The following is a 26,244-nucleotide window of genomic DNA, read 5'->3' as shown; positions in this document are numbered from 1 at the left end:
ATGGAATACGACCTTCCCGGCTGGCTGAACCTGGGTCTGCGGTGGCTGCACGTGATCGCCGGCGTCGCCTGGATCGGCGCCTCGTTCTACTTCGTCTGGCTGGACAATAACCTGCGCCCTCCCGTCCCCGAGAAGGACGGCGTCAAGGGCGAGCTGTGGGCCGTGCACGGCGGCGGCTTCTACCATTCGCAGAAGTACATGACGGCCCCGGCGCACATGCCCGAGCACCTGCACTGGTTCAAATGGGAGGCCTACACCACCTGGCTGTCGGGCTTCGCCCTGCTGATCGTGCTCTACTACTGGCAGGCCCCGATCTATCTGATCGACGCGGCCAAGCACGCCTTCACCCAGCCGGCGGCGATCGCCACGGGCCTGGCCTTCATCTTCGGCGGGCTGGCGGTCTACGAGGCCCTATGCCGCTCGCCGCTGGGCAAGAACGGGATCTGGTTCGGGATCGTCTGGTTCGCAGCCCTCACCGGCGCGGCCTACGCCCTAAGCAAGCTGTTCAGCGACCGCGGCGCCTTCATCCACGTGGGCGCGATCATCGGAACGGCCATGGTCGCCAACGTCTTCCTGGTGATCATCCCCAACCAACGCAAGATCGTCGCCGACATGCTGGCCGGCCGCGAAGTCGATCCGCGGCTGGGCGCAATGGGCAAGCAGCGCTCGGTCCACAACACCTATATGACCCTGCCGGTCATCTTCATCATGATCAGCAACCACTATCCGCTGGTCACCGGCCATCCCCTGAGCTGGCTGCTGCTGGCGATGATCAGCGCCGGCGGGGTGTCGATCCGGCAGTTCTTCCTGCTGAAGAACCTGGGCCAGATCCGGCACGACTTCCTGTTCTACGGCTTCATGCTGGTGTTCGCCGCCACGGTGGTGGCCAGCACCAAGCCCAAGGACGCGATCAAGGTCGAGCGCCAGGTCCCCTTCACCACCGCCCAGGCCATCGTTCAGAAGCACTGCGTCATGTGCCACGCCGCCGCGCCGACCCACGCCGGCTTCTCGGCCCCGCCGCTTGGCGCGACCTTCGACACGCCTGAGCATATCCGCGCCTATGCGCCGAAAATCCACGAGCGCGCGGTGGCCTCGACCAGCATGCCCCTTGGCAACGAGACCGGCATGACCGAAGAGGAACGCGCCCAGCTGGGCGCTTGGATCAAGCAGGGGGCCAAGATTCCGTGACCGACGCCGTCCTGGACGCGAACAAGGCCGAGACCGCCATCGATTCCGCGGGGGGAGCGCCACGCAAGCGCAACGCCGAACGCACCCGCAAGGCGATCCTCGCCGCGGCCTTGAAGGAGTTCGCTCAAGCCGGCTTCGCCGGGGCCCGGATCGAGAAGATCGTCAAGGCCGCCAAGTGCAACATCCGGATGCTGTACCACTACTTCGGGGACAAGAAGGGCCTGTACATGGCCGTCCTCGAAAGCGCCTACATGGACCTGCGGGCTCGCGAGGCCGAGCTGAAGATTGACTTCGACAAGCCGCTCGAGGGCTTCCTGGAGCTGCAGCGCTTCACCTTCGACTATTTCGAGAAGAACCCGCGCTTCGAGGGCCTGCTGCGAAACGAGAACCTGCAGCACGGCAAGTTCGCCGCCCAGTCGCGGGTGGTGACCGAGACCGCCTTCCCGCTGCGCCGCACGATCGAGAAGCTGATCAAGAGCGGCCAGGACCAAGGCCTGTTCGGGCCGGACCTGGACCCCGTGCAGATCTATGTGACCATCGCCGCCATGAGCCGGTTCCACCTGGCCAACGGCTATTCGCTGTCGGCGACCCTGGACACCGACATGACCGCGCCCGAGTGGCGCAGGGCGCGGCTGGACCACGCCCTGGCCTTGCTCGAAGGCTATCTGACGCGCGGCGCGCGCTAGGCCTTATTGAGCCGGAGGCGTGGCCGGGGCCGGCGCTGTGGGCAGCGGCGGACCGCTGAACTCGGCCTCGATCACGACCTGGACCTCGTCGCCGACGCCCATGGTCGTGCCCGGCGCGGGCACGCCGAATGCGATGCCGAAGTCCGAGCGCTTGAACGTCCCCTTGGCCGAGAAGCCAATCCGGGCGTGCGGGTCCATCGGATGGCCGACATAGCCGCCGTTATAGGTGACATCCAGGGTCACCGGCTTGGTCACCCCGTGCAGAGTCAGGTCGCCCGTCACCTTGCCGGTGTCGGGGCCGGTCGTCTCGACCTTGGTCGACTTGAAGGTGATGGCCGGATAGGTCGCCGCATTCAGCCACTGCGGACCGGTCAGCTCGGTCAGGAAGCCTTCCGGCGGGGCCGGCAGGGTCAGCGACTTGGGATTGATCGTCGCCTCCAGCGTACTGGCGGCGGCATTGTTCTGGTCGAAGTGCAGCTTGGCGTCGAAGTCCGCGAAGGCGGCCGTGTAGTTCGAGAAACCTAGGTGGTTGACCCGGAACACCAGGGTGGCGTGGTGCTTGTCCAGCGTGTAATCGCCGGCCGGGATCTCGGCCTTGGGCGGCTTGGGCGCGGTCGTCGTCGGCGCCGCGGCGGCCGGCGCGTCAGCCTTCTTCTCGGCCGGCTGCGGCGAACAGGCGGCCAGCGCCAGCAAGGCGACGACGGGCAGGATTGATCTCATACGCTTTCCCTCCGGTGATCCGGACTCATGCCGGACGCCTGGCGGGGAGCGGTGCGCGTCCCTACGCCGACGTAGCGTCAACGTAGGGATGCAGCGGAGGTTGCGGAAGGTCAGAAGCCGGAGAGGCTCCACATGCCGACGATGTCGACGCTGACGGCCGCCAACTGGACCACGTTATCCAGATGCCCGCCCGAGGCGTCCGTGTGCCCCGCGAACACATAGACGTCGCTGCCGACCTGATAGGCGCTGAAGCGGGCGGCCGTTCCGCTGCTCGACAGATGGACCATCGCCTTGCTCAAGGCGTCGGCGTAGCTGGTCGCCGTCGAGGCGGTGAAGCTGACATCTCCCTGGAGGTTCTCGTCGAAGGCCAGCTTGTCATTCGCTTCGAAATAGACAATCCGGTCGACGCCCGAACCCAGCGCATCCGTCGCCACCGAGTCTCCGGACGCGAACTTGAAGATGTCGGCGCCAGCGTCGCCGCGCATCATGTCCTGGCCTTTGCCGCCGATGATGATGTCGGTGCCTTCACCGCCATAGAGCGTGTCTTTTCCGGCGCCGCCGGCCACGAAGTCGTCGCCTGCGCCTGCGTCGAAATAGACGCCGCCATCATGACCCACCAGGTGATCCGAGAAGTGCGTGCCGCCAACGCGTTCGATGCTGTCGATCAACACGAAGACGCCCGGATTGATTTCCTGCTTGGTGGTCTTGCTCAGATCCAACGTAACGCCGTCGATCGTGCGGTTATCGATGTAGGCTTCGAAATAGATGGCGTCCATGCCGTCGCCGCCGTGGATGGTCTTCACGCCAGGCACGTCGAAGAGGCGGAACTCGTCATTGCCGTCGTCGCCGTACATGATGATATCGCCAGAACCGGCCTCGAAGGCATCATTGCCGGCGCCGCCGTACATCATCGCGCCATCGGAGCTGACCCCCGCCTCGTAGGTGCTGAGAAGGTCGTTGCCGGCGCCGCCGTACAAGATGTCAGCGCCGCCTCGGCCCATCACCGCGTCGCTACCACCCTCGCCGCGCAGCACGTTGATCCCCGTCGTGCCCCAGAGCCCGTCGTCGAAGTTCGAACCTTGGACGTTTTCGATCGAGATCAGTTGATCCTGTCCGTGCGCGCCCTTGTCGAGATTCTGTAGCGTACGTTGTAGGTCGATCCAGACGCCGGTCGCCTCACCGTCGTTCAGGTAACTGACCGTGTCGACACCCGCGCCGCCATCGATCACGTCGTTGCCGCCGCCGCCAATGAAAATGTTGTCCTGGCCGTTGCCGGTCAGTGTATCGGCGTAGGCCGAGCCGCGCACACCCTCGATCGAGATCAAGGTGTCCGTCCCGCGCCCGTTCAGCTGGGTCTGCACGGCATTGCGGAGATCAACCGTAACGCCTGCGTAGTGGTTGTAGTCGTCATAGCTGGCGATATCGACACCCACGCCGCCATCCAGGATATCGTCGCCCGTGCCGCCTTGCAGCAGGTTGTCGCCGGCGTCGCCCTTCAGATGATCATTGCCTAGGCCGCCCCAGACGTTCTCCACACCCTTGACGTCCAGATACTGGCCTTGGCCAACGTCTTGGCGGCCCTTGATGGACAGATCGATGCTCAGGTTCGCGCTGGGACCCCAGGCGTCGCGCATGTCGAGCGTATCAACGCCCGCGCCGCCCTCGATGAGCGTCGTACCCGCCATATTCGCGACGTGCGCCACGTCGAAGATGTCGTTGCCGTCACCGCCGTCCAGGGTCACCGCCGCCTGCATAGTGTACAGGATGTCGTCGCCCGTGCCGCCGAACAGCTTGTCGCCTGCGGTGTTGTCCTTGCTGGCGATCAGCCAGTCCGCCCCCGCGCCACCCTCGAGCACGTCGTTGCCGCCGACGGCGAGGATCCAGTCGTCGCCATCTGCGCCTTGCAGATGGTTCGCCGCGGCATTGCCGGTGATGGTGTCATCGCCCGACGTCCCGATCACGTTCTCGATCGAGATCAGAGTGTCGGTCCCGCGACCGTCACCCAGCGATTGGACGCTCTTACCGAGGTCAATAATCACCGAGCCCAGGAGGCCATCGTCGGCATAGCTGACGGTGTCCGAACCCGCGCCGCCGTCCAGGATATCGTCGCCGCGCCCACCGAGTAGGACGTTGTCCTTGGCGTCGCCGATGAGGTGATCGTTGCCTGCGCCGCCGCTCGCGTTCTCGACGCCGCTCATCGTGACGTGGACGCCCGAAACAACCTCTTGGTCGCCGGTGATCCGCAGGTCGATCGTCATGGCCAGGAAGCCGGAGCTCACGGGCGGCGAGACGTGCAGCCAGTCGTCGCCGTCGCCGCCATCGATGACGGTCGCGGAGCCCGGACCCACATTCAACGAGTCGTTGCCCGCGCCGCCGATCAGCAGGTCGCCGGTGCTGTTCGCGCTGCCGACCAGATAGTCATCGCCGTCGCCACCATCCAACGTGTCGTTGCCGCCGACGGCGTACAATTGATCGTCGCCCGCATCGCCGAATAGGTAGTTCTCGTCTGCGTTGCCCGTGATCTCGTCATCATAGGCCGAGCCCATCGCCGCCTCGATCGAGGTCAGCCAATCGCCGACCAGTGGGCCGCCGCCCACCGGCGGGGCGCCCATGTTCAGATTGATCGTTACGCCCACGTCGCTGAACGCGTAATCGACCGTGTCGAACCCGGCGCCGCCGTCGATGATGTTGACGCCCACGCCGCCCGACAGGTGGTCATCGCCCGCGCCGCCGTAGAGCTTGTCGTCGCCCGCGTCACCCCACAGGTAGTTGTCCTTGGCGTCGCCGGTCAGGGTGTCGTTGAACTTGGTCCCGTACAGGTGCTCGACGCCGCTCAGGGTGTCGATCCCGCCGCCGCCGGTGTTCTGGGCGGTGGTCTTGTTGAGGTCGACGGTGACGCCGGCCGTGGCGTCCTCGTAGGACGACCAGTCCCAGCCCGCGCCGCCCTTGACGATGTCGTCGCCCGCGCCGCCGACCAGATAGTCGTCGCCGTCGCCGCCATCGAGGGTGTCATTGCCAGCCGAGCCCCACAGGGTGTCGTCGCCCTTGCCGCCGCTGACGATGTCGTTGCCCTCGCCGCCGACCATCATGTTGGCGTCGGCGTCGCCGGTCAGGGTGTCGTTGTAGGCCGAGCCGTAGACGTGCTCGATGCCGATCAGCTTGTCGGTTCCGCCGCCGCCGGTGTTCTGGGCGATGGTGATGTTCAGATCGACCTTCACGGCCGCCGTGGCGTCCTCGTAGGCCGCCCAGTCGCCGCCCGCGCCGCCGTCGAGGGTGTCGTTGCCGGGGCCGCCCAGCAGGTAGTCGTCGCCATCGCCGCCTTGCAGGGTGTCGGCGCCCTCGTTGCCGGCCAGGACGTCGTCGCCCGCGCCGCCCTTCAGGATGTCATTGCCGGCATAGCCGTACAGCGTGTCGTTTTCCGCGCCGCCCGTCAGGGTGTCCGCGCCTTGCGTACCTTGCAATTCCATCTCACAGATCCCCCGAAACAGGACACAACCGAAGCGTGACCTAGAGGTTGCAAGAGCGGCGCCGTAGCGCATTCAGCCATTCGGGGAATATTAACCACGAAACCGGTCGCGTTGGACGGGAACAATCCCGCTTCGGCACATCAAAGCCTTTTGGCGCAAGGGCTTCAGTGTGGCGGCGACATGTTTCGACAAAGGCATGGCGCGCGAGAATCCGTTATCTCTGAGCTCCACGACACCACGCGCACAGGTGGAGCTAGAGGCTAGCAACCGAACCGGCGCCGATCGTTCGCTCGCTCAGAACAGCAGCCCCTTCGCCAGCAAGGCGTGGACGCCCTTCTCGCCATTGACCGTCTGGGTCACCCGAAAGTCCACGGCCAGCGAGCAGAACTGGTAGGCCTGCACGCGCGTCAGGGCGGAGCGCGCGGTGATGAAGTCGATGGTCTGGCGCAGGGCCTGCTTCATGGCCAGGTCGAGGTCTTCGTTGAAACCCATCAGGATGTAGTGGGTCGGCGTCTCGGCCCGGGGCCAGGCGAAGGCGCCCGCGTCCCCCGCCTTGTGCAGCACGAAGGTGAAGGTCCCGGTCAGGCCCATCTCCAGCGCGTTGACGCAGACCTCGCCGTCGCCCTGACGCCCATGGCCGTCGCCGACCGAGAAGTTCGCGCCTGGAACCCAGACCGGCAGGTAGAGGGTCGCGCCGGCGCCCAACTCCTTGTTGTCCATGTTGCCGCCGTGCTCGCGCGGTTCGCGGCTGGACAGACGGCCGTACCGAGCGGGCGGGGCCACGCCCATGGTGCCGAAGAACGGGGCCAGCGGCAGTTCTGGGCCCCACTCCGGCTTGCAGACCCCGCGCGCCCGGTCGACGGCGATGTGGCTGACATAGCGGTCGGGGAAGTCTTCCGGCAGCGTGCCGGCCAGCGGCCGCACCGCGCAATAGCCCCAGTCGTTGTTCGGCGCGACGGCCTCGATGCGGACCTCCAGGGTGTCGCCCGGCTCGGCGCCGGCGATGGCGACGGGGCCAGTCAGGATGTGCGGGCCGATCCGCGCCGGGTTGCTGTCGTGGATCGCCTGTAGCGCGGCCGGTATGGCGTAGGCCGACCCCGGTGGCGGCATCACCTCGGTCCCGCCCGAAACGCATTCGAAGGTGACGCTGTCGCCAGGGCTCACCGTCAGCACGGGATCGAAGGCCGCGTCGAACATGCCGAAGCGGACGGTGTCGGGGGCCGAAGCCAGTCGGTGATGCGCCATCAAGTAAGTTCCTTCTTACATGTGCATCACGCGCCAGCACGGCGCGCGTCCCAAGGCGTGACGCGCATCGGAACGCGCGATCGCCCTCGCCTGCCTGCGCGGCGGGCGATCGGCGCGGAGAATGGCGCGCGCTTGGGCGGAAACCCGTTCCTCGCCAAGCAGGGCTGGCGTGTCCGGCGAACCCGGGTGTATGAAGTTTTTTCTTACTTATGGAGCCTGGCCGCATGGCGCCCGACGCGCGGACGATAGACCCGGAGACGACGGCCTTCCTCGAACTCGGCAACGCCGAGATCGGTCCCTGGACCGCCGCCCGCGCGGCCGAGCGCGGGCTGAGCCTGCCGCCGGCCGCCCTGCCCGGCGTCATCGACAACGTCGCTCTGCTGCGGAGCCAGACCACCCTGTTCGTCGCCGCCTTGAGCGAGGCTCCCTTGGACGAGGCCGCCAGCGAGGCCCCGGAGATCTTCGAACCGTGAGCTTCTGCAGCATCGTCGAGATCGCCGGCGAGGTCCGCGCCGGCCACGTCACCGCTCGGGCGGTGACCGAGGCCACCCTGTCGCGGATCCAGCGGCTGGACGGCGGGATCAACGCCTTCACCGCCGTGACCGCCGAGCGCGCCCTCGCCGCGGCCGATGCCGTCGACGCCGATCGCGCCGCCGGACGTCCCCTGGGTCCGCTGGCCGGCGTGCCGTTCGCGGTCAAGAACCTGTTCGATGTCGAGGGTCTGCCGACCCTGGCCGGCTCGAAGATCCGCCGCGAGGCCGCTGCCCCGCCCCACGATGCGACCCTGGTCCGGCGCCTGACCGCCGCCGGGGCGATCCTGGTGGGCGCGCTGAACATGGACGAGTTCGCCTATGGCTTCGTCACCGAGAACGCGCACGACGGGCCGGTGCGCAATCCGCACGATCCGACCCGCATCGCCGGCGGCTCGTCGGGCGGGTCGGCGGCGGCCGTGGCGGCGGGCCTTACGCCCCTGACGCTGGGCTCGGACACCAACGGCTCGATCCGCATCCCGGCCAGCCTGTGCGGCGTCTTCGGCCTGAAGCCCACCTATGGCCGCCTGTCGCGCCAGGGCGTCTTCCCCTTCGTCGAGAGCCTGGACCACGTCGGTCCGTTCGCGCGGTCGGTCGAGGACCTGGCCCTGGCCTACGACGTGCTGCAGGGCCCGGATCCGCAAGGCGACGCGATCTGCGTGCGCGAGGTCGAGCCGCTGTCGGAGCGCCTCGAGGTCCTGGCCAATCAGCCGTTGCGGGTTGGCGTGCTGGGCGGCTGGTTCCAGCAAGGCGCGTTCCCCGAAGTGCTGGAAGCCCTGGGCCGGGTGGCCGTGGCGCTGAAGGCCGACGACATCGTGCAACTCCCCGGCGCACAAGCCGCCCGCGCGGCCGCCTTCTGCCTGACCGCCTTCGAGGGCGGCGAGCTGCATCACGACGACCTGGCCGCCCGGGCCATGGACTATGACCCGGCCGTCCGCGACCGCCTGCTGGCCGGGGCCCTGCTGCCGGAAGGCGTGCATCGCGCGGCTCAACGCTTTCGCACCGTCTTCCGTGACGAAGTCCGGGCAGCCTTCCAGCGCTACGACATCCTGCTGGCCCCCTCGTCGGTTTGTCCCGCCCCGCCGATCGGCCAAGCGACCATGGAGATGGACGGGGTCCCCGTCTCGGTGCGCAAGAACCTCGGCGCCTTCACCCAGCCGATCAGCTATGTCGGCCTGCCGGTGCTGGCCGCGCCGGTGAACCGTCCGGGACAGCTGCCGGTCGGCGTGCAGATCATCGCGCCGGCTTGGCGCGAGGACCTGGCCTTCGCCGCCGCCACGCGGCTGGAGCGCGCCGGGGTCCTTACCGCCCATCCTCCGAAAGGCGCCCTATGATCGTCAACGATCCCGATGTGCTGGCGGAGCTGACCGCCTTGGTCGACGCCTACGAGACGGCGCTGATGAGCAATGACGTCGCGGCGCTGGACGGCGCTTTCTGGAACGCGCCGCACACCGTGCGGCTGGGTGTCGCCGAGAACCTCTGGAGCTTCGACGAGATCGCCGCCTTCCGCCTCGGTCGGGCCGGCGGCTCGCCGCCGCGCACGCGGCTACGGACACAGATCACCACCTTCGGCGCCGACTTCGCCGTCGCCAATGTCGAGTTCCGCCGCGACGACACCGGCAAGATCGGCCGCCAGAGCCAGACCTGGATCCGCACCGAGGACGGCTGGAAGGTCGCCTCGGCCCATGTTTCGTTGATGCAAGGCGGGGCCGACCAGCGCCTCGCGTCACAAGAAGAAAAGCGCTAGAGCCCGCCCATGACGACTCCGACCAAGATCATCTTCGACACTGATCCCGGCATCGACGACGCCATGGCGCTGCTGTTCATCGAGGCCAGCCCCGCGCTCGAGCTGATCGCGGTGACGACGATCTTCGGCAATTCCGACATCGAGACGACGACCCGCAATGCGCTTTACCTGAAGCAGCGCTTCGGCCTGACCGCCCCTGTCTACAAGGGGACCGACAAGCCGCTGACCCGGCCGCGCAATCCCTCGCCGACCTTCGTGCACGGCGAGAACGGCCTGGGCGATGTCGAGCTGACCGGGCTGGTTCCGGGCCAACCCGAGACCAAGCCGGCCCACCAGGCGATCATCGACCTGGCCCGCCAGTATCCGGGCGAGGTGGTGCTGTGCGCCGTCGGCCCGCTGACCAACCTGGTCCTGGCCCTGAAGGCCGATCCCGAGGTCGCGACCCTGCTGAAGTCGGTGGTGATCATGGGCGGCGCGTTCGGCGTGGCCGGCAAGCCGGGCAATGTCACGCCCGTGGCCGAGGCTAATATCTGGAACGACCCGGAAGCCGCCGACCAAGTGTTCACCGCGCCTTGGAACCTCACCGCCGTCAGCCTGGATGTGACCACCCAGGTGGTGATGACCCCGCAATACATGGAAGCCCTGGCTGCGTCGGGCGGCGACGCCGGCGTGTTCCTCAATGAGATCTCCAAGCCCTACGCCGCCTTCTACGGCGGCCGCGACGGCATCGTCGGCTGCTGCGTCCACGACGCCGCGGCGGTGGCGTTCGTGATCGACCCGACCCTGTTCACCGTGCGTCGCGGCTCGGTGCGGGTGGTGACCGAGGGCGTTGCCCTGGGCCAGACCTGCCAGAAGGTCGAGGGCGAGCTGTTCGGGCCGTCGGCCTGGGATGACCAACCGATCCAGGCGGCGACGGTGGCCGTGGATGGGGACCGGTTGTTGAAGCTGTACGCGGAGACGATGGGGGCGGCTTAAGCGGCTTCCCCCACCTGACCGCTTCGCGGTCGTCCGCCCCCAAAGGCGGGCGGAAGGATCTTCTTCCCCCTCCGGGGGAGGAGTGCTGCAGGCGCGGCGGGGCAAGTTCTCCAGTTAGCGCCTGTACCGCTCCACGCCCGCCAAATAGGTCCGCGCCACCACGCGGTCATCCCCCAGCACCGTCAGCGCGAACAGTCGGTCCTCGAGGCGCTTGGCCCCGGCCAGCCGCCGCGCCATCAGCGGGGTCGCGGCCAGGTCCAGCACCACGAAATCAGCCTCCTTGCCTGGCGCGAGGTTGCCGATCTTGTCGTCCAGGTCCAGCGCCCGCGCCCCGCCCAGGGTCGCCAGGTACAGCGCGTGGAACGGGTCCAGCGCGTCGCCGCGCAGCTGGCCGACCTTGTAGGCCTCGCCCAGGGTATGGAGGATCGAGAAGGTCGTGCCGGCCCCGACATCAGTGCCCATGCCGACCTTGACCCCCAGCGCACAGGCCTCCTCCAGCGGGAACAGGCCCGAGCCCAGGAACAGGTTCGAGGTCGGGCAGAAGGCCGCCGCCCCGCCCTTGGCGGCCATCCGCTGGAAGGCCTCGCCCTTCAGGTGGACGCAGTGGGCGAAGACCGAGCGTTCGCGCAGCAGGCCGAAACGGTCGTAGACGTCCAGATAGTCTTTGGCGGCGGGAAACAGCCGGGCCGTCTCCTTGATCTCGTGCAGGTTCTCGGAGAGATGGGTCTGCATCCAGACGTCGGGATGGGCGGCCAGCACCTCACCGGCCATGGCCAGCTGCTCGTCGCTGCAGCTGATCGCGAAGCGCGGGGTGACCGCGTAGCCGAGGCGCCCCTTGCCGTGCCAGTCGGCGATCAGGGCCTCCATGTCGGCGCGGCTGCTCTCGACCGTGTCGGTCAGACCGTCGGGCGCGTTGCGGTCCATCAGCGACTTGCCGGCGATCAGCCGCATGTCGCGGTCGAAGGCTTCGGCGAACAGGGCGTCGACCGAGACCTTGTGCACCGAGCCGAACACCAGGGCCGTCGTGGTGCCGTTGCGCAGCAGCTCGTCGATGAAGAAGGCCGCGGTGTCGGCCGCGTGCTTCGGGTCGGCGAAGGCCTTTTCGGCTGGGAAAGTATGCTGCTCCAGCCAGTCCAGCAGCTGCTTGCCGTGGGCGGCGATGACGTCGACCTGCGGGAAGTGGATATGGGTGTCGACGAAGCCCGGCGTGATCAGATGGCCGGTCAGGTCGTCGACCGGCGCATCGCCCAGCAACGGCGACAGCTCGGCATAGGCGCCGCAAGCGACCACGCGGCCGTCCTCGACCAACAGCAGGCCGTCGTCGTGGAAGGCGACCGCCTCCGCGTTCCTCGTCGGGTCCTCCAGCAGGTGGAGGATCGACGCTCTAAATGCTTGCACGGGTCAGGCCTTCGTCGTTGCGGATCCGCGCCGCTTCCTGGCGCATCAGGAGGTCGGCGGCCACCGAAACCGCGATCACCTCCGGCGCTTTGCTCTTCAGATGCGGCAGGCCGATGGGGCACGTCAGGCGGGTCAGCACGACTTCCGAGAAGCCATCGTCGCGCAGCCGGCTCATGAATCGGGCGCGCTTGGTCTTCGAGCCGATGACGCCGAGGTATGTAAAGCCGCCGCCGGCCAGGCCGGCCGAGACCAGGGCGTAGTCCAGGGCATGGTCATGGGTCATCACCAGGCCATAGGCGTCGGAGCTGGCGCCCATGGCCGCGGCGGCCATCTCGGCCGCCTCGGCGACGCGGACGCCGCCGATGTCGGCGGTCTCCGGCCGGCTGTCGTACCAGGACAGGCGGAAGGGTAGCGGCTCGAAGGCCTTGGCGACGGCCTGGCCGACATGACCGGCCCCGAACAGCAGCAGTGGCGGGCGCGGGGCGTCGGCGCGCTCGACCAACACGTCGCCCAGGTCAGGCCGGACCCCGCGCGCGCTGGCGGACGCGCCGGCCAGAGAGACGGAGGGGCCCTCGGCGTCGGTGGCCAGGATCGGGGCGATGGTCTTGCTCAGGGCGCCGGGGTCGAAGCGGGTGCGGACCTCGAACGGCTGGGCCGCGTCCATCCGCTTGGCGGCCTCGGTCAGCCAGTCGCGGCTGTTGTCGTTCAAACGCTCCAGGAACAGCCGCACCCGGCCGCCGCAGCACTGGGCCAGCAGCGGACCCAGCGGATAGTCCTGGATCGCGAAGTGGACTTGGCCGCCTTCCAGCATCCGCCGCGCCTGGTCGGCGGCGCGGTGCTCCAGATTGCCGCCGCCGATCGTGCCGGACTGGCCGCCGCGCCAGACGACCATCTTGGTCCCGGCCTCGCGCGGGGCCGAGCCTTCGGTGGCCAGGACGGTGACCAGCGCCGCTTCATCATGCGCATCCAGCCTGGCCAAGGCCTCGCGAGCCCAGTTCCTCATGCTCCCTCTCCCATAGGGAGAGGGGTAGGGGTGAGGGGTTTCGACGGATGACGGTGTGACCCCTCACCCTCCCACGCCTTCGGCGCGGGCCCCTCCCTCTCCCTATGGGAGAGGGGACTAAACATGAGTCCTCGCCTTCACATCCTCGCACGCCATCAGGATCGCCTCGGGCGTCGCCGGCGCATCGAGCCGCGGCAGAACCTTGTAGTCGCCGACACTCGCCACGGCGTGATTGATCGCGCTGTACACCGAGATCGCCAGCATCAGCGGCGGCTCGCCCACGGCCTTGGAGCGGTGCACGGTCGCCTCGACATTGCGCCCCGCCTTCCACAGCCGGACATCCAGATGCGCCGGCCGATCGCCGCAGGTCGGAATCTTGTAGGTCGAAGGCGCGTGGGTCCGCAGACGGCCCTCCCCGTCATAGACAAGCTCCTCGGTCGTCAGCCAGCCCATCCCCTGGATGAAGCCCCCTTCGATCTGGCCCAGGTCGATGGCCGGGTTCAGCGACTTGCCGACGTCGTGCAGGATGTCGGCGCGGGTGACCTTCATCTCGCCGGTCAGGGTGTCGATCAGCACCTCGCTGCAGGCCGCGCCATAGGCGAAGTAGAAGAACGGCCGGCCGGTATGGGTGGCGCGGTCATAGTGGATCTTGGGCGTGGCGTAGAAGCCGGTGGCCGATAGCGAGATCCGCGCCAGATAGGCTTGTCGGGCGAACCAGCCGAACTCGAAGGTTTCGCCGCCGACACGGACGCCGTCGGGGGTGAAGGCCACTTCGTGCGGTTCGACGCCCCACTTCTTGGCGGCGAACGCCACCAGCCGCGCCTTGATCGTCTCGGCCGCGTTCAGGGCCGCCATGCCGTTGAGGTCCGCGCCCGACGAGGCGGCGGTGGCCGAGGTGTTGGGCACCTTGTCGGTGACGGTCGAGGTCACCTTGATCCGGGCCATGTCGACCTGGAAGGCCTGGGCGACGATCTGGGCGACCTTGACGTGCAGCCCCTGCCCCATCTCGGTGCCGCCATGGTTCAGCATGATCGAGCCGTCGGCGTAGAGGTGGATCAGGGCGCCGGCCTGGTTCAGGTGGGTGGTCGTGAACGAGATGCCGAACTTCACCGGCGTCAGGGCGATGCCCTTCTTCAGCACCGGGCTGGCGCGGTTGAACGCCTCGATCTCGCGGCGACGCGCGTCGTAGGCGCAGGACGCCGCCAGCTCGTCGATCAGCTGCGGAGCGACATTGTCCTCCACCGTCTGGTGGTAGGGCGTCAGGTTACGCCCCTCCCCGCCATAGAGGTTGCGGCGGCGCACCTCCAGCGGGTCCAGGCCGGTGGCGGCGGCGACCGCGTCCATCACCCGCTCGATGGCCAGCATGCCCTGCGGTCCGCCGAAGCCCCGGAAGGCGGTGTTCGAGACGGTGTGGGTCTTGAACCGGTGCGAGATGATCTCGACCGCCGGCAGGTAGTAGGTGTTGTCGGCGTGGAACATCGCCCGATCGTTGATCGCCAGCGACAGGTCGGTCGTCGCCCCGCAGCGCGAGGCCAACTCCAGGGACAGCCCCGTCAGCCTTCCGTCGTCGTCGAAGCCGACGTCGTAGGCGGCCTCGAAGTCGTGCCGCTTGCCGGTCATGACCATGTCCTCGTCGCGATCCGGACGGCACTTGGCCGGGCGGCCGGTCTTCACCGCCACCAGGGCGGCGGCGGCGGCGAATAGCGAGGCTTGCGTCTCCTTGCCGCCGAAGCCCCCGCCCATGCGGCGGATCTCGACGGTGACGGCGGTGTGCGGGCGATCCAGCACGCGAGCGACCAGGTGCTGGACTTCGCTGGGATGCTGGGTCGACGACCAGATGTGGACGTCGCCGTCCTCGCCCGGCGTGGCCAGGGCCACCTGGCCCTCAAGGTAGAAGTGGTCCTGGCCGCCGATCGCGAACTGGCCCTGGACCCGGCGCGGCGCGGCGGCGAGCGCGGCCTGGGCGTCGCCGCGCGCCATGCGCTGCGAGGTCTCGATCTTCAGGTCCATGTCGCGGGCGGCGGCGATGTCGACAGCGGCCGGCAGGTCCTCGTACGCGACCACGGCCAGGCCAGCGGCGGCGCGGGCGGCGGCGATCGAGGTGGCGGCGACGGCGAACAGGCTCTGGCCGACGCAATAGACCTCGCCGTCAGCGAACAGCTTGTCGTCGTGGATTACCGGGCTGACGTCGTTCTCGCCGGGAATGTCGGCGGCGGTCAGCACCAGCACCACGCCCGGGGCGGCGCGGACGGCCGAGAGATCCAGCTTGGTGATACGCGCGTGCGCCCGGGCGCTCATGCCCAGGTGCACGTGCAGCAGGCCGACCGGCTCGGGAATGTCGTCGATATAGATCGCCGAGCCCGCGACGTGGCGGACGGCGCTGTCATGCGGCAGAGGCGCGTGGACACCCTGGAACGGGGTGGTCTCGACGACGGTGGCGGCGGAGTCAGCCATGCGCGCTCTCCGGAACGATACGGGTCTCCGCATCCGGGTCCTGGCTCTCCAGGAACACCTTGCGCAGCATATTCCGCGCGGTCAGCGACCGGTAGGCCGCCGAGGCGCGCATGTCGCTCATCGGCTTGTAGTCGATATCGAGCCCCGCCATCCCGGCCTCGACCGTAGCCTCGGTCCAGGGCTGGCCGACCAGCGCCGCTTCGCAGGCCTTCGCCCGCTTGGGCGTGCCGGCCATGCCGCCGAAGGCGATGCGGACGTCGGCGACCACGCCGTCCTTCACCGCCAGCGAAAACGCCCCGCAGACCGCCGAGATGTCCTGGTCGAAACGCTTGGACAGTTTGAAAACCTTGAAGATCCGGCTGGCGTCGAGCTTCGGCGCGATCACCGCCTCGACGAACTCGCCGGGCCGGCGATCCTGCTTGCCGTAGTCGAGGAAGAAGTCTTCCAGCGGCATCTCGCGCCGCTCACTCCCCTTCCGCAGGACCAGGGTCGCGCCCGCCGCGATCAGGGCCGGCGGCATGTCGCCGATCGGCGAGCCGTTGGCGATGTTGCCGCCGATCGTGCCGCTGTTGCGCACCTGGGTCGAGCCCAGGCGCCGCATCATCGCGCCCAAGTCGGGATAGAGTTTCGAGATCGCCTCGACGGCGTCGACATAGCGGACGCCCGCGCCGATCCGTAAGGCCTCGGCCGTCTCTTCCAGCGCCTTCAGTTCGGCGACTTCGGACACGCTGATCAGGATCGGCAGCGGCCGCCGCTGCTTGGTGACCCATAGGCCGACATCGGTGGCGCCGGCCACGATCGTCGCATCGGGATGGGCTTCGTAGACCTGGGCCAACTCGTCGACCGTGCGCGGCGCCAGCCAGCGGCGCGTGACGCCGTGGATCGGATCCTCGAAGCTGAGGTCCAGCATGGTCTCGTCGTGGAGGGGGGACAGGTCGACCGCCGGCGCGGGCTCGGCCGCGACGCCCTTGGCCACCTCGATGATCGGGCCATAGCCGGTGCAGCGGCACAGGTTGCCAGCCAGCACCTCGCCGACCGGGGCGGCCGCGCCCTTGGCCGCGATCGCGCGGCCATACAACGACATCACGATGCCCGGCGTGCAGAAGCCGCACTGCGAGCCGTGCTTGTCGACCATGGCCTGCTGCACCGGATGCAGCGCGCCACCTTTGGCCAGGCTCTCGACCGTCATCAACGCCTTGCCGTGCAGCATAGGCAGGAACTGGATGCAGCTGTTGACCGCCCGCCAGGCGACGCGCCCCGCGGGCCCCTCGCCGTCCGGCTCGCCGACCAGCACCGTGCACGAGCCGCAGTCACCCTCGGCGCAGCCCTCCTTGGTTCCGGTGCGCCGCATCGGGCCGCGCAGGTGCTCGAGCAAGGTCGTCGTCGGGTTGGCCCCGCGCACCTCATGGACCTCGCCGTCCAGCAGGAACCTGATCGTCTCGCCCATCAGCTGCCCCGGTAGGTGGAATAGCCGTACGGCGAGACCAGCAGCGGCACGTGCCAATGCTGCTCGACGTTCGACACGGCGAAATCGATGACCACGACGTCCAGGAACGGCGGGTCGGTAACCGGCAGGCCGGACGCCTTGAAGTGCTCGCCAATCGCGAACTCCAGGCGATAGCCGCCGACCTTCAGGTCCTCGCCGGCGACAAGCCGCGCGCGACCGTCGGCGTCCGTGCGGAGTTCCGCCACCGGGGCGAGGTTCGAGCCCTCGCGACGCGATACCCGCACCACGACCCCGGCCGCCGGCTTTCCGGCCGCCTGGTCGAGGATATGGGTCGTCAATCCGCTCATGCTCCGCCCTCTGGTCGCCAACCGATGCTCGGGTGCTCCGCCCGCCCTGTCCAGCGCCTTGCCCCACACGGCCGCGCTGGAAGGACAAGCGCCAAGGAAGGCGGCGCGCGGCGCCCGAAGCGCAGGCATTATATAATAGATTTATTACTTATGAGAGCCGGAATCCGCTTCCGACCGCGTCGACGACTGGTACCGCTACCAATAAAAAACGCCCGATCGGCGGCGAAGAGTTGGAATTGCCGCGCCAACCCCGCTAGCAAAGGCGCCGACGCTTCGCGCTGAGACGAAGCCAGCCAGATGCGCCGCGCAGGCCGCCAGAGGAACGATCGATGGACGAGGATTTCCGTAAAGCCGCCCTGGACTACCACCGTCTTCCGCGGCCCGGGAAACTGGCGATCGAAGCCACCAAGCGCATGGCCACCCAGCGCGACCTCGCCCTCGCCTATTCGCCCGGCGTCGCCGCGCCCTGCCTGGCCATCGCCGAAAACCCCGACCTGGCGCGCGACTACACCGCCCGCGGCAATCTGGTGGCGGTGATCTCCAACGGCACCGCGGTGCTGGGCCTTGGCAATATCGGCCCGCTGGCCTCCAAGCCGGTGATGGAAGGCAAGGCCGTCCTGTTCAAGAAGTTCGCCGGCATCGACGTCTTCGACATTGAGGTCGACGCCGAGGATCCCGACCGCTTCATCGAGGTGGTCGCGGCCCTGGAGCCCACCTTCGGCGGCATCAATCTCGAGGACATCAAGGCCCCCGAGTGCTTCGTCATCGAACGCGCCCTGCGCGAGCGGATGAACATCCCGGTCTTCCACGACGACCAGCACGGCACCGCCATCGTCTGCGCGGCGGCGGTCCGCAACGCCTTGCTCGTCCAAGGCAAGACCCTGATGGACGTCAAGCTGGTCACCTCGGGCGCCGGCGCGGCCGCCCTGGCCTGCGTCGACCTGCTGGTCTCGATGGGTCTGCCGGTCGAGAACGTCACCCTGACCGACATCAAGGGCGTGGTGCATGCCGGCCGTGAGCCGGACATGCCCGACAATATGGCCCGCTACGCCCGCCAGACCGACGCGCGCACCCTGCCTGAAGTGCTGCCGGGCGCCGACATCTTCCTGGGCCTCTCGGCCCCGCGCGTGTTCAAGCCCGAGTGGCTGCCGCTGCTGGCTCCGAACCCGCTGATCCTGGCCATGGCCAATCCGGATCCGGAAATCCTGCCCGAGCTGGTCTATGCCGCCCGCCCCGACGCCATCATGGCCACCGGCCGCAGCGACTATCCCAACCAGGTCAACAACGTCCTCTGCTTCCCGTTCATCTTCCGAGGCGCCCTGGACGTCGGGGCCAGCGAGATCAACGAGGCGATGAAGGTCGCCGCCGTCGAGGCCATCGCCGAGCTGGCCCGCGCCGAGGCGTCCGAGGTCGTGGCCTCGGCCTATGGCGGCGCGGCGCCGGTGTTCGGCGCGCAATACATCATCCCCAAGCCGTTCGACCCGCGCCTGATCCTGCAGATCGCCCCGGCCGTGGCCCGCGCGGCCATGGACAGCGGCGTCGCCACCCGGCCGATCGCCGACTTCGACGCCTATCAGGCCGAGCTGGAGCTGTTCGTCTACCGCTCGGGCCAGCTGATGCGGCCGGTGTTCGAGCGGGCCCGCAAGGCGCCGGTCAAGGTCGCCTATGCCGAGGGCGAGGACGAGCGCGTGCTGCGCGCCGTCCAGACCGTCGTCGACGAGGGCCTGGCCAGGCCGGTGCTGGTCGGCCGTCGCGACGTCATCAAGGCCAAGGTCGCGGAGATGGGCCTGCGCCTAGACCTCGGCGGCGCGATCGAGATCGTCGATCCGCAGACCGACAAGGATCTGTTCGGCCCGCTCGTCGCCGACTATCAGCGCCTGGTCGGCCGGCGCGGCGTGCCGCCGATCGCCGCCGAGCGCCGCGTTCAGGGTCGCCGCACCGTGGCGGCCTCGATGCTGCTGGCGTCCGGCTATGTCGAGGCCGCCCTGGTCGGCGGCAGCGGCGACTGGTGGCAGCACATGAAGTACGCCCTGCCGATCATTCCCAAGCGGGACAATGTCAGCCGCGTCTACGCCATGTCGACGTTGATCCTGCAGACCGGCACGCTGTTCTTCTGCGACACCCACGTCAATGTCGACCCGACCGCCGACCAGATCTGCGAGGTCACCCAACTGGCCGCCGAGGCCGTCCGTCGCTTTGGCCTGACGCCCAAGGCCGCCCTGCTCTCGCACTCCTCGTTCGGGGCCAGCAACTCGCCGACCGCCCGCAAGATGCGCGAGGCCCTGGCCCTGTTGCGCGCCCAGGCGCCGGACCTGGAAGTCGACGGCGAGATGCACGCCGACGCCGCCCTCAGCCAGCATTTGCGCGACCGCATGGTCGCCGACAGCCCGCTAAAGGGCTCGGCCAACCTGCTGGTCATGCCGACCCTGGACGCGGCCAATATCGGCCTGACCCTGCTCAGCGCCGCCACCGAGTCCCTGCTGGTCGGCCCGATTCTGCTGGGCATGAGCAAGCCGGTGCATGTGTTGATCCCCAGTGTCACGGCGCGTGGCATCGTCAACCTGACCGCCCTGGCGGTCAACCAGGCGGCTTCGGACAAGGCGCGCGCTGACGCCTAGGGTGCGTCGTTAAGCCGCGCTTTCGAATGCCAAGAGGCCCCGTCCGACACTTCCGCGTCGGCGGGGCCTCTCAAAAAAGCTCTGAAAAGGCCGTCCGTCCGGGCGGCCTTTTCGCTGCGAACAGCCTTAGAGGATGCGCAGATTGCCGGCCGAGGTCTTGCCCGAGCGGCGGTCCTGTTCAAGCTCATAGCCGACTTGCTGGCCTTCGTTCAGGCCGCGCAGCCCGGCGCGTTCCACGGCCGAGATGTGCACGAACACATCGCCGCCGCCGTTGTCCGGCTGGATGAAGCCGAAGCCCTTGGTCGTGTTGAACCACTTCACCACGCCCGTGCCCGACTCCCCGGTGCCGCCCGAGAAACCGCCGCCGCCGCCACCGCCGCCGCGCGGACCGTCGAAGCTGCGCGGGGGACGAGCGCCAGCGCGAGCGCCGCCGGCGCCACCGCCGGCCGGAACAGCGCCATGGCCCGTGACACGCAGTTGACCGGCCGAAGTCTTGCCCGAGCGGCGGTCTTCTTCCAGCTCGTAATTGACTTGATCACCTTCGTTCAGGCCCGCCAGGCCCGAGCGTTCAACCGCGGCGATGTGGACGAACACGTCCTGGCCGCCGTCCTCGGGCTGAATGAAACCAAAGCCCTTGGCCGGGTTGAACCACTTAACGACACCGTTCGCCATATTATCCTCAAACACCTCAATCGACGGGCTGATAGTCGGCCCGCGTCCTTCCGACGGAAGTCATGACGCAAAACCGCGCTACGCGCTATGGGCTTTGAATGGAGAAAATCGGCATCAAGACGGCCTAAGCCACAAAAATTCGCGCTTCAGGCGGCGAGCGTTGCCAAAATGCCGCTATAGGTTGCACGTCAGGGTGTCAAAAAGCCCCGGCCGCAAGCGGACGGGGCGTCGAAACGCGGACTAAGCCTTATGGGACCTTGGGTGCGGGGACAGGATTTGAACCTGTGACCTTCAGGTTATGAGCCTGACGAGCTACCGGGCTGCTCCACCCCGCGTCAGGGTGTTGAGATTGAACCCTTGGGTGCGGGGACAGGATTTGAACCTGTGACCTTCAGGTTATGAGCCTGACGAGCTACCGGGCTGCTCCACCCCGCGTCAGGGTGTTGAGATTGAGTTGGCAGGGAGTGGACTTGAAGAGGATATCCTTTTGGCGGACCTGGCGGCGACCTACTCTCCCGCGCCTTGAGACGAAGTACCATTGGCCCAGGGGGACTTAACGACCGAGTTCGGAATGGGATCGGGTGGGGAACCCCCGGCATAGCCACCAGGTCAGCGAAAAGGATATCGACCACTCTGTTTCGAGAGTGGCGATTTAAGAAGAAGACATCAGTGTCTGAGGTAGAGCCATGCGATTGCATGGGTTTGACTGAAGAACGATCAAGCCTATCGAGCTATTAGTACCGGTAAGCTCCATGCGTCGCCGCACTTCCACACCCGGCCTATCAACGTGGTGGTCTTCCACGGCTCTCAGCGAGACCTTGTTTTGAGGTTAGTTTCCCGCTTAGATGCTTTCAGCGGTTATCTATTCCACACTTAGCTACCCTGCTGCACAGCTGGCGCCATGACAGGTCCACCAGAGGTGTGTCCATCCCGGTCCTCTCGTACTAGGGACAGATCCTCTCAAGTCTCGTACACCCACGGCAGATAGGGACCAAACTGTCTCACGACGTTCTGAACCCAGCTCACGTACCACTTTAATCGGCGAACAGCCGAACCCTTGGGACCTGCTCCAGCCCCAGGATGTGATGAGCCGACATCGAGGTGCCAAACTTTGCCGTCGATATGGACTCTTGGGCAAAATCAGCCTGTTATCCCTAGAGTACCTTTTATTCGTTGAGCGATGGCCCTTCCACGCAGGACCACCGGATCACTATGGCCGACTTTCGTCTCTGCTCGACTTGTCAGTCTCGCAGTCAGGCGGGCTTATGCCATTGCACTCGACGACCGATTTCCGACCGGTCTGAGCCCACCATCGCGCGCCTCCGTTACACTTTGGGAGGCGACCGCCCCAGTCAAACTGCCCGCCACGCCATGTCCCGGACCCGGATAACGGGCCGCGGTTAGACGTCAGCAACAATAAGGGTGGTATTTCAAGGATGGCTCCACCGAGACTGGCGCCCCGGTTTCATAGCCTCCCACCTATCCTACACATGTTGTTGCTAACGCCAAGGCGAAGCTGCAGTAAAGGTTCATAGGGTCTTTCCGTCTGACCGCGGGAACCCCGCATCTTCACGGGGAATTCAATTTCGCTGAGCCTGTGCTGGAGACAGTGGGGAAGTCGTTACGCCATTCGTGCAGGTCGGAACTTACCCGACAAGGAATTTCGCTACCTTAGGACCGTTATAGTTACGGCCGCCGTTTACCTGGGCTTCAATTCAGAGCTTGCACCCCTCCTTTTAACCTTCAGGCACCGGGCAGGCGTCAGACCCTATACGTCGCCTTGCGGCTTCGCAGAGCCCTGTGTTTTTGATAAACAGTCGCTACCCCCTGGCTTGTGCCACTCTTCTCTGGTTGCCCAAAGAAGAGTCACGCTTATCCCGAAGTTACGCGTGCAATTTGCCGAGTTCCTTCAGCACAGTTCTCTCAAGCGCCTTGGTATACTCTACCTGCCCACCTGTGTCGGTTTCGGGTACGGTCTCCGTTGGAGTTATTTCCAGGGACCTGTTCACTGCCAGGAGCAATCCAATAAGCCCTGACAATTTACCAGATCCGTCACTTCCAACTGGTTCAGGAATATTCACCTGATTCCCATCGACTACGCCTTTCGGCCTCGCCTTAGGGGCCGACTAACCCTGCGCAGATTAGCTTTACGCAGGAACCCTTGGGCTTTCGGCGAGAGGGTCTCTCACCCTCTTTATCGCTACTCATGTCAGCATTCTCACTTCCGATACCTCCAGCAAGGCTCACGCCTCACCTTCATCGGCTTACGGAACGCTCCGCTACCGCGTGCACAAAGTGCACACCCATACCTTCGGCGACTGGCTTGAGCCCCGTTACATTTTCCGCGCAGGTTCGCTTGACCAGTGAGCTGTTACGCTTTCTTTAAATGATGGCTGCTTCTAAGCCAACATCCTGGTTGTCAAAGCAAACCCACATCGTTTCCCACTTAGCCAGTACTTGGGGGCCTTAGATGATGGTTAGGGTTGTTTCCCTTTTCACGACGGACGTTAGCACCCGCCGTGTGTCTCCCGGATAGTTCTCTTGGGTATTCGGAGTTTGATTAGAATTGGTACAGCTCGCGCCGCCCGCATCCATTCAGTGCTCTACCCCCCAAGGAATACGTCCGAGGCACTACCTAAATAGTTTTCGCGGAGAACCAGCTATGTCCAGGTTTGATTGGCCTTTCACCCCTATCCACAAGTCATCCGAGAATTTTTCAACATTCACCGGTTCGGTCCTCCAGTAAGTGTTACCTTACCTTCAACCTGCTCATGGATAGATCACCTGGTTTCGGGTCGTCATGCGACGTACTTATTCGCCCTATTCAGACTCGCTTTCGCTGCGCCTACACCTAACGGCTTAAGCTTGCACGGCACATGAAGTCGCTGACCCATTATACAAAAGGTACGCCGTCACCACGCGCGGTGGCTCCGACTGCTTGTAGGCTTCCGATTTCAGGATCTGTTTCACTCCCCTTGTCGGGGTGCTTTTCACCTTTCCCTCACGGTACTTGTTCGCTATCGGTCATTGAGGAGTACTTAGGCTTGGAGGGTGGTCCCCCCATGTTCAGACAGGATTTCACGTGTCCCGCCCTACTCGAGTCTGTCGCTATTTGACGCTTACGGGGCTATCACCCACTATGGCTGTGTTTCCCAACACATTCAGCTTTATGTCACGACAGCACTGGCCTGGTCCCGGTTCGCTCGCCACTACTACGGGAGTCTCGGTTGATGTCCTTTCCTCCGGGTACTGAGATGTTTCAGTTCCCCGGGTTTGCTTAATGAACCCTATGTATTCAGGTCATTATACCTCTTCTGATCCATCCACTACGGCCCTGACCGAAGTCAGGAACAAGTGGAGTGACCATAAAGGTGGGTTTCCCCATTCGGAGATAGCCGGATCAAAGGGTGCTCGCGCCTCCCCGGCTCTTATCGCAGCGTGCCACGTCCTTCATCGCCTCTCAATGCCAAGGCATCCGTCAGAAGCCCTTATGCGCTTGATCGTTCTCAGCAAAACCCATGCGTTTCAAAGCCTCGTCACTCTCGTGAGGAGACTTCGAGCATGAGCTCTACCCTTAGTCAGACAATGATGTCTTCTTAAGTCCATCCTTAAACCAGGTCCGTATCCCAGGGGTGAGCTACGGTTGGCGGAGGAACCCTGCCTTCACAATGTCATTTCGCAGCTGGCTCAAGAGCCAGTGCAAACTTGATCATTCCTCGATCGCGTTACCATGCCTTCCAGATGAAGAGATGGTGGAGCCAGACGGATTCGAACCGACGACATCCTGCTTGCAAAGCAGGCGCTCTACCAACTGAGCTATGGCCCCTCACACTCGGTGTGAGTTGCTTGCCCAGCGGGGAGCTGGTCGGTTGCGCGTCCATGTAGGAGAGAGTGGTAGGCCCGATAAGACTTGAACTTATGACCTCACGCTTATCAAGCGTGCGCTCTAACCAACTGAGCTACGGGCCCATAGGCCGCATAGAGACCAGATCCAAGACACTGAGGTCCTGACCCGCTCCTGGGCTCGCGATCGCCTCGACCGCCTAGTCGGCGATCAAGGAGTGGAAAGAGAAACGAAGACGGCGGCGATCCGCTCATTTGTGTGCGTCTAGCGCACTAATTGGAGCCTCAATAGGCTCGTGAGAGCCTGGAGAAGCATCCTTAGAAAGGAGGTGATCCAGCCGCAGGTTCCCCTACGGCTACCTTGTTACGACTTCACCCCAGTCGCTGACCCTACCGTGGTCGCCTGCCTCTCTTGCGAGTTAGCGCAGCGCCTTCGGGTAAAGCCAACTCCCATGGTGTGACGGGCGGTGTGTACAAGGCCCGGGAACGTATTCACCGCGGCATGCTGATCCGCGATTACTAGCGATTCCAACTTCATGCTCTCGAGTTGCAGAGAACAATCCGAACTGAGACGACTTTTAGGGATTGGCTCCCCCTCGCGGGATTGCAACCCTCTGTAGTCGCCATTGTAGCACGTGTGTAGCCCACCTTGTAAGGGCCATGAGGACTTGACGTCATCCCCGCCTTCCTCCGGATTAACTCCGGCAGTACGATTAGAGTGCCCAGCCAAACCTGATGGCAACTAATCGCGAGGGTTGCGCTCGTTGCGGGACTTAACCCAACATCTCACGACACGAGCTGACGACAGCCATGCAGCACCTGTGTCCCAGTCCCCGAAGGGAAAGCCAGATCTCTCTGGTGGTCCGGGCATGTCAAAAGGTGGTAAGGTTCTGCGCGTTGCTTCGAATTAAACCACATGCTCCACCGCTTGTGCGGGCCCCCGTCAATTCCTTTGAGTTTTAATCTTGCGACCGTACTCCCCAGGCGGAGTGCTTAATGCGTTAGCTGCGTCACCGACATGCATGCATGCCGACAACTAGCACTCATCGTTTACGGCGTGGACTACCAGGGTATCTAATCCTGTTTGCTCCCCACGCTTTCGAGCCTCAGCGTCAGTAACGGACCAGTATGTCGCCTTCGCCACTGGTGTTCTTCCGAATATCTACGAATTTCACCTCTACACTCGGAGTTCCACATACCTCTTCCGTACTCAAGACTGCCAGTATCAAAGGCAATTCCAAGGTTGAGCCCTGGGCTTTCACCTCTAACTTAACAGTCCGCCTACGCTCCCTTTACGCCCAGTAATTCCGAGCAACGCTAGCCCCCTTCGTATTACCGCGGCTGCTGGCACGAAGTTAGCCGGGGCTTCTTCTCCGGGTACCGTCATTATCGTCCCCGGTGAAAGAATTTTACAATCCTAAGACCTTCATCATTCACGCGGCATGGCTGCGTCAGGCTTTCGCCCATTGCGCAAGATTCCCCACTGCTGCCTCCCGTAGGAGTTTGGGCCGTGTCTCAGTCCCAATGTGGCTGATCATCCTCTCAGACCAGCTACTGATCGTCGCCTTGGTGGGCCTTTACCCCACCAACTAGCTAATCAGACGCGGGCCGCTCTAATGGCGATAAATCTTTCCCCCGAAGGGCTTATCCGGTATTAGCTCAAGTTTCCCTGAGTTGTTCCGAACCAAAAGGCACGTTCCCACGTGTTACTCACCCGTCCGCCACTAATCCCGAAGGATCCGTTCGACTTGCATGTGTTAGGCCTGCCGCCAGCGTTCGCTCTGAGCCAGGATCAAACTCTCAGGTTGAGTTGACCGCTAACACAGACTTCAGAGACTAGGGGAAAACCCAATCTCCGGTTCTGGTTTGCATAGTATCTTGACGAGTTCCCAATCACATCGATG

The 26,244-nt window shown here is 65.4% G+C and carries 16 protein-coding genes, 4 tRNA genes, 3 rRNA genes and 1 pseudogene; 7 read left to right on the top strand and 17 right to left on the bottom strand.

The annotated features are described in order from the left end of the window. Complete coding sequence (locus tag ASC70_RS00115; RefSeq protein ID WP_056045133.1) at positions 1–1,188, top strand: urate hydroxylase PuuD; 1,188 nt, start codon at positions 1–3, stop codon at positions 1,186–1,188. Then, entirely contained in the window at positions 1,185–1,874 is a 690-nt protein-coding gene (locus ASC70_RS00110; protein ID WP_056045129.1) for a TetR/AcrR family transcriptional regulator, read from the top strand. Before ASC70_RS00115 ends, ASC70_RS00110 begins: the two co-directional genes overlap by 4 nt. A gap of 3 nt (positions 1,875–1,877) precedes the next feature. Here ASC70_RS00110 and ASC70_RS00105 read toward each other — a convergent pair whose 3' ends face one another. The 3 genes from ASC70_RS00105 to ASC70_RS00095 form a co-directional block, all read right to left on the bottom strand. Continuing rightward, positions 1,878–2,594, bottom strand: a complete 717-nt coding sequence (locus ASC70_RS00105) for a YceI family protein (RefSeq protein WP_056045126.1) — start codon at positions 2,592–2,594, stop codon at positions 1,878–1,880. Positions 2,595–2,704: 110 nt separating this feature from the next. After that, on the bottom strand, positions 2,705–6,061 hold the full coding sequence (locus ASC70_RS25810; protein ID WP_056045123.1) for a hypothetical protein: 3,357 nt from the start codon (positions 6,059–6,061) through the stop codon (positions 2,705–2,707). A 294-nt stretch (positions 6,062–6,355) separates the two neighbouring features. After that, positions 6,356–7,309: an acetamidase/formamidase family protein gene (locus tag ASC70_RS00095; RefSeq protein ID WP_162247162.1), complete on the bottom strand. Its 954-nt coding sequence runs from the start codon at positions 7,307–7,309 to the stop codon at positions 6,356–6,358. A 221-nt stretch (positions 7,310–7,530) separates the two neighbouring features. On the opposite strand from ASC70_RS00095, the gene ASC70_RS00090 reads away from it, so the two are divergent. From ASC70_RS00090 to ASC70_RS00075, 4 genes are read left to right on the top strand one after another with little or no spacing between them, the layout of a single operon-like run. Next, the gene (locus ASC70_RS00090; RefSeq protein ID WP_082539654.1) at positions 7,531–7,779 is read left to right on the top strand and encodes a hypothetical protein; all 249 of its coding nucleotides are present in this window, start codon (positions 7,531–7,533) and stop codon (positions 7,777–7,779) included. Continuing rightward, positions 7,776–9,170: an AtzE family amidohydrolase gene (locus tag ASC70_RS00085; protein ID WP_056045117.1), complete on the top strand. Its 1,395-nt coding sequence runs from the start codon at positions 7,776–7,778 to the stop codon at positions 9,168–9,170. Before ASC70_RS00090 ends, ASC70_RS00085 begins: the two co-directional genes overlap by 4 nt. Next, positions 9,167–9,583 (top strand): oxalurate catabolism protein HpxZ, encoded by a 417-nt coding sequence (gene hpxZ, locus ASC70_RS00080; protein WP_056045114.1) that lies wholly within the window; start codon positions 9,167–9,169, stop codon positions 9,581–9,583. Before ASC70_RS00085 ends, hpxZ begins: the two co-directional genes overlap by 4 nt. Before the next feature lie 9 nt (positions 9,584–9,592). Further along, positions 9,593–10,558 carry a nucleoside hydrolase gene (locus ASC70_RS00075; protein ID WP_056045112.1) on the top strand — a complete coding sequence of 322 codons (966 nt, stop codon included), beginning with the start codon at positions 9,593–9,595 and terminating at the stop codon, positions 10,556–10,558. Positions 10,559–10,672: 114 nt separating this feature from the next. On the opposite strand, the gene guaD is transcribed toward ASC70_RS00075, so the two are convergent. From guaD to uraH, 5 genes are all read right to left on the bottom strand, one after another. Further along, positions 10,673–11,956, bottom strand: a complete 1,284-nt coding sequence (gene guaD, locus ASC70_RS00070) for a guanine deaminase (RefSeq protein WP_056045109.1) — start codon at positions 11,954–11,956, stop codon at positions 10,673–10,675. Beyond that, positions 11,943–12,959 (bottom strand): xanthine dehydrogenase accessory protein XdhC, encoded by a 1,017-nt coding sequence (gene xdhC / locus ASC70_RS00065; protein ID WP_056045106.1) that lies wholly within the window; start codon positions 12,957–12,959, stop codon positions 11,943–11,945. The genes guaD and xdhC overlap by 14 nt, the downstream gene beginning before the upstream one ends. A gap of 117 nt (positions 12,960–13,076) precedes the next feature. Further along, positions 13,077–15,413 carry a xanthine dehydrogenase molybdopterin binding subunit gene (gene xdhB, locus ASC70_RS00060; RefSeq protein WP_056045102.1) on the bottom strand — a complete coding sequence of 779 codons (2,337 nt, stop codon included), beginning with the start codon at positions 15,411–15,413 and terminating at the stop codon, positions 13,077–13,079. Beyond that, the gene (gene xdhA / locus ASC70_RS00055; protein WP_056045099.1) at positions 15,406–16,860 is read right to left on the bottom strand and encodes a xanthine dehydrogenase small subunit; all 1,455 of its coding nucleotides are present in this window, start codon (positions 16,858–16,860) and stop codon (positions 15,406–15,408) included. Before xdhA ends, xdhB begins: the two co-directional genes overlap by 8 nt. Next, a complete protein-coding gene (uraH, locus tag ASC70_RS00050) occupies positions 16,860–17,207 on the bottom strand; it encodes a hydroxyisourate hydrolase (RefSeq protein ID WP_056045096.1) in 348 nt (115 codons plus the stop codon). The genes xdhA and uraH overlap by 1 nt, the downstream gene beginning before the upstream one ends. A 329-nt stretch (positions 17,208–17,536) precedes the next feature. Here uraH and ASC70_RS00045 point away from each other — a divergent pair, with 329 nt between their 5' ends. Then, a complete protein-coding gene (locus ASC70_RS00045) occupies positions 17,537–19,825 on the top strand; it encodes an NADP-dependent malic enzyme (protein ID WP_056045095.1) in 2,289 nt (762 codons plus the stop codon). A gap of 126 nt (positions 19,826–19,951) precedes the next feature. Here ASC70_RS00045 and ASC70_RS25355 read toward each other — a convergent pair whose 3' ends face one another. From ASC70_RS25355 to ASC70_RS00005, 9 genes and pseudogenes are all read right to left on the bottom strand, one after another. Then, a complete protein-coding gene (locus tag ASC70_RS25355) occupies positions 19,952–20,149 on the bottom strand; it encodes a cold-shock protein (RefSeq protein ID WP_047412958.1) in 198 nt (65 codons plus the stop codon). A 144-nt stretch (positions 20,150–20,293) separates the two neighbouring features. Beyond that, positions 20,294–20,497 (bottom strand): annotated as a pseudogene (locus ASC70_RS25350) (cold-shock protein); the annotation flags it as partial. A gap of 258 nt (positions 20,498–20,755) precedes the next feature. Then, positions 20,756–20,832 (bottom strand) — tRNA-Met (locus ASC70_RS00035). A gap of 23 nt (positions 20,833–20,855) precedes the next feature. After that, positions 20,856–20,932 (bottom strand) — tRNA-Met (locus tag ASC70_RS00030). 59 nt (positions 20,933–20,991) lie between these two features. Continuing rightward, positions 20,992–21,106 (bottom strand): 5S ribosomal RNA (rrf, locus tag ASC70_RS00025). Positions 21,107–21,210: 104 nt separating this feature from the next. Continuing rightward, positions 21,211–23,999: ribosomal RNA gene (locus ASC70_RS00020) — 23S ribosomal RNA — on the bottom strand. Between the two features lie 248 nt (positions 24,000–24,247). Continuing rightward, a tRNA-Ala gene (locus ASC70_RS00015) sits at positions 24,248–24,323 on the bottom strand. 66 nt (positions 24,324–24,389) lie between these two features. Continuing rightward, a tRNA-Ile gene (locus ASC70_RS00010) sits at positions 24,390–24,466 on the bottom strand. Between the two features lie 196 nt (positions 24,467–24,662). After that, positions 24,663–26,148: ribosomal RNA gene (locus tag ASC70_RS00005) — 16S ribosomal RNA — on the bottom strand. Together the 16S, 23S and 5S rRNA genes with 4 tRNA genes alongside form the textbook arrangement of a ribosomal RNA operon. Positions 26,149–26,244: the final 96 nt, after the last annotated feature.

Source organism: Caulobacter sp. Root343, from assembly GCF_001425745.1.
Lineage (GTDB): Bacteria > Pseudomonadota > Alphaproteobacteria > Caulobacterales > Caulobacteraceae > Caulobacter.
Note: the sequence above shows the minus strand (reverse complement) of the source record. Positions and strands in the feature narration are given on the sequence as shown.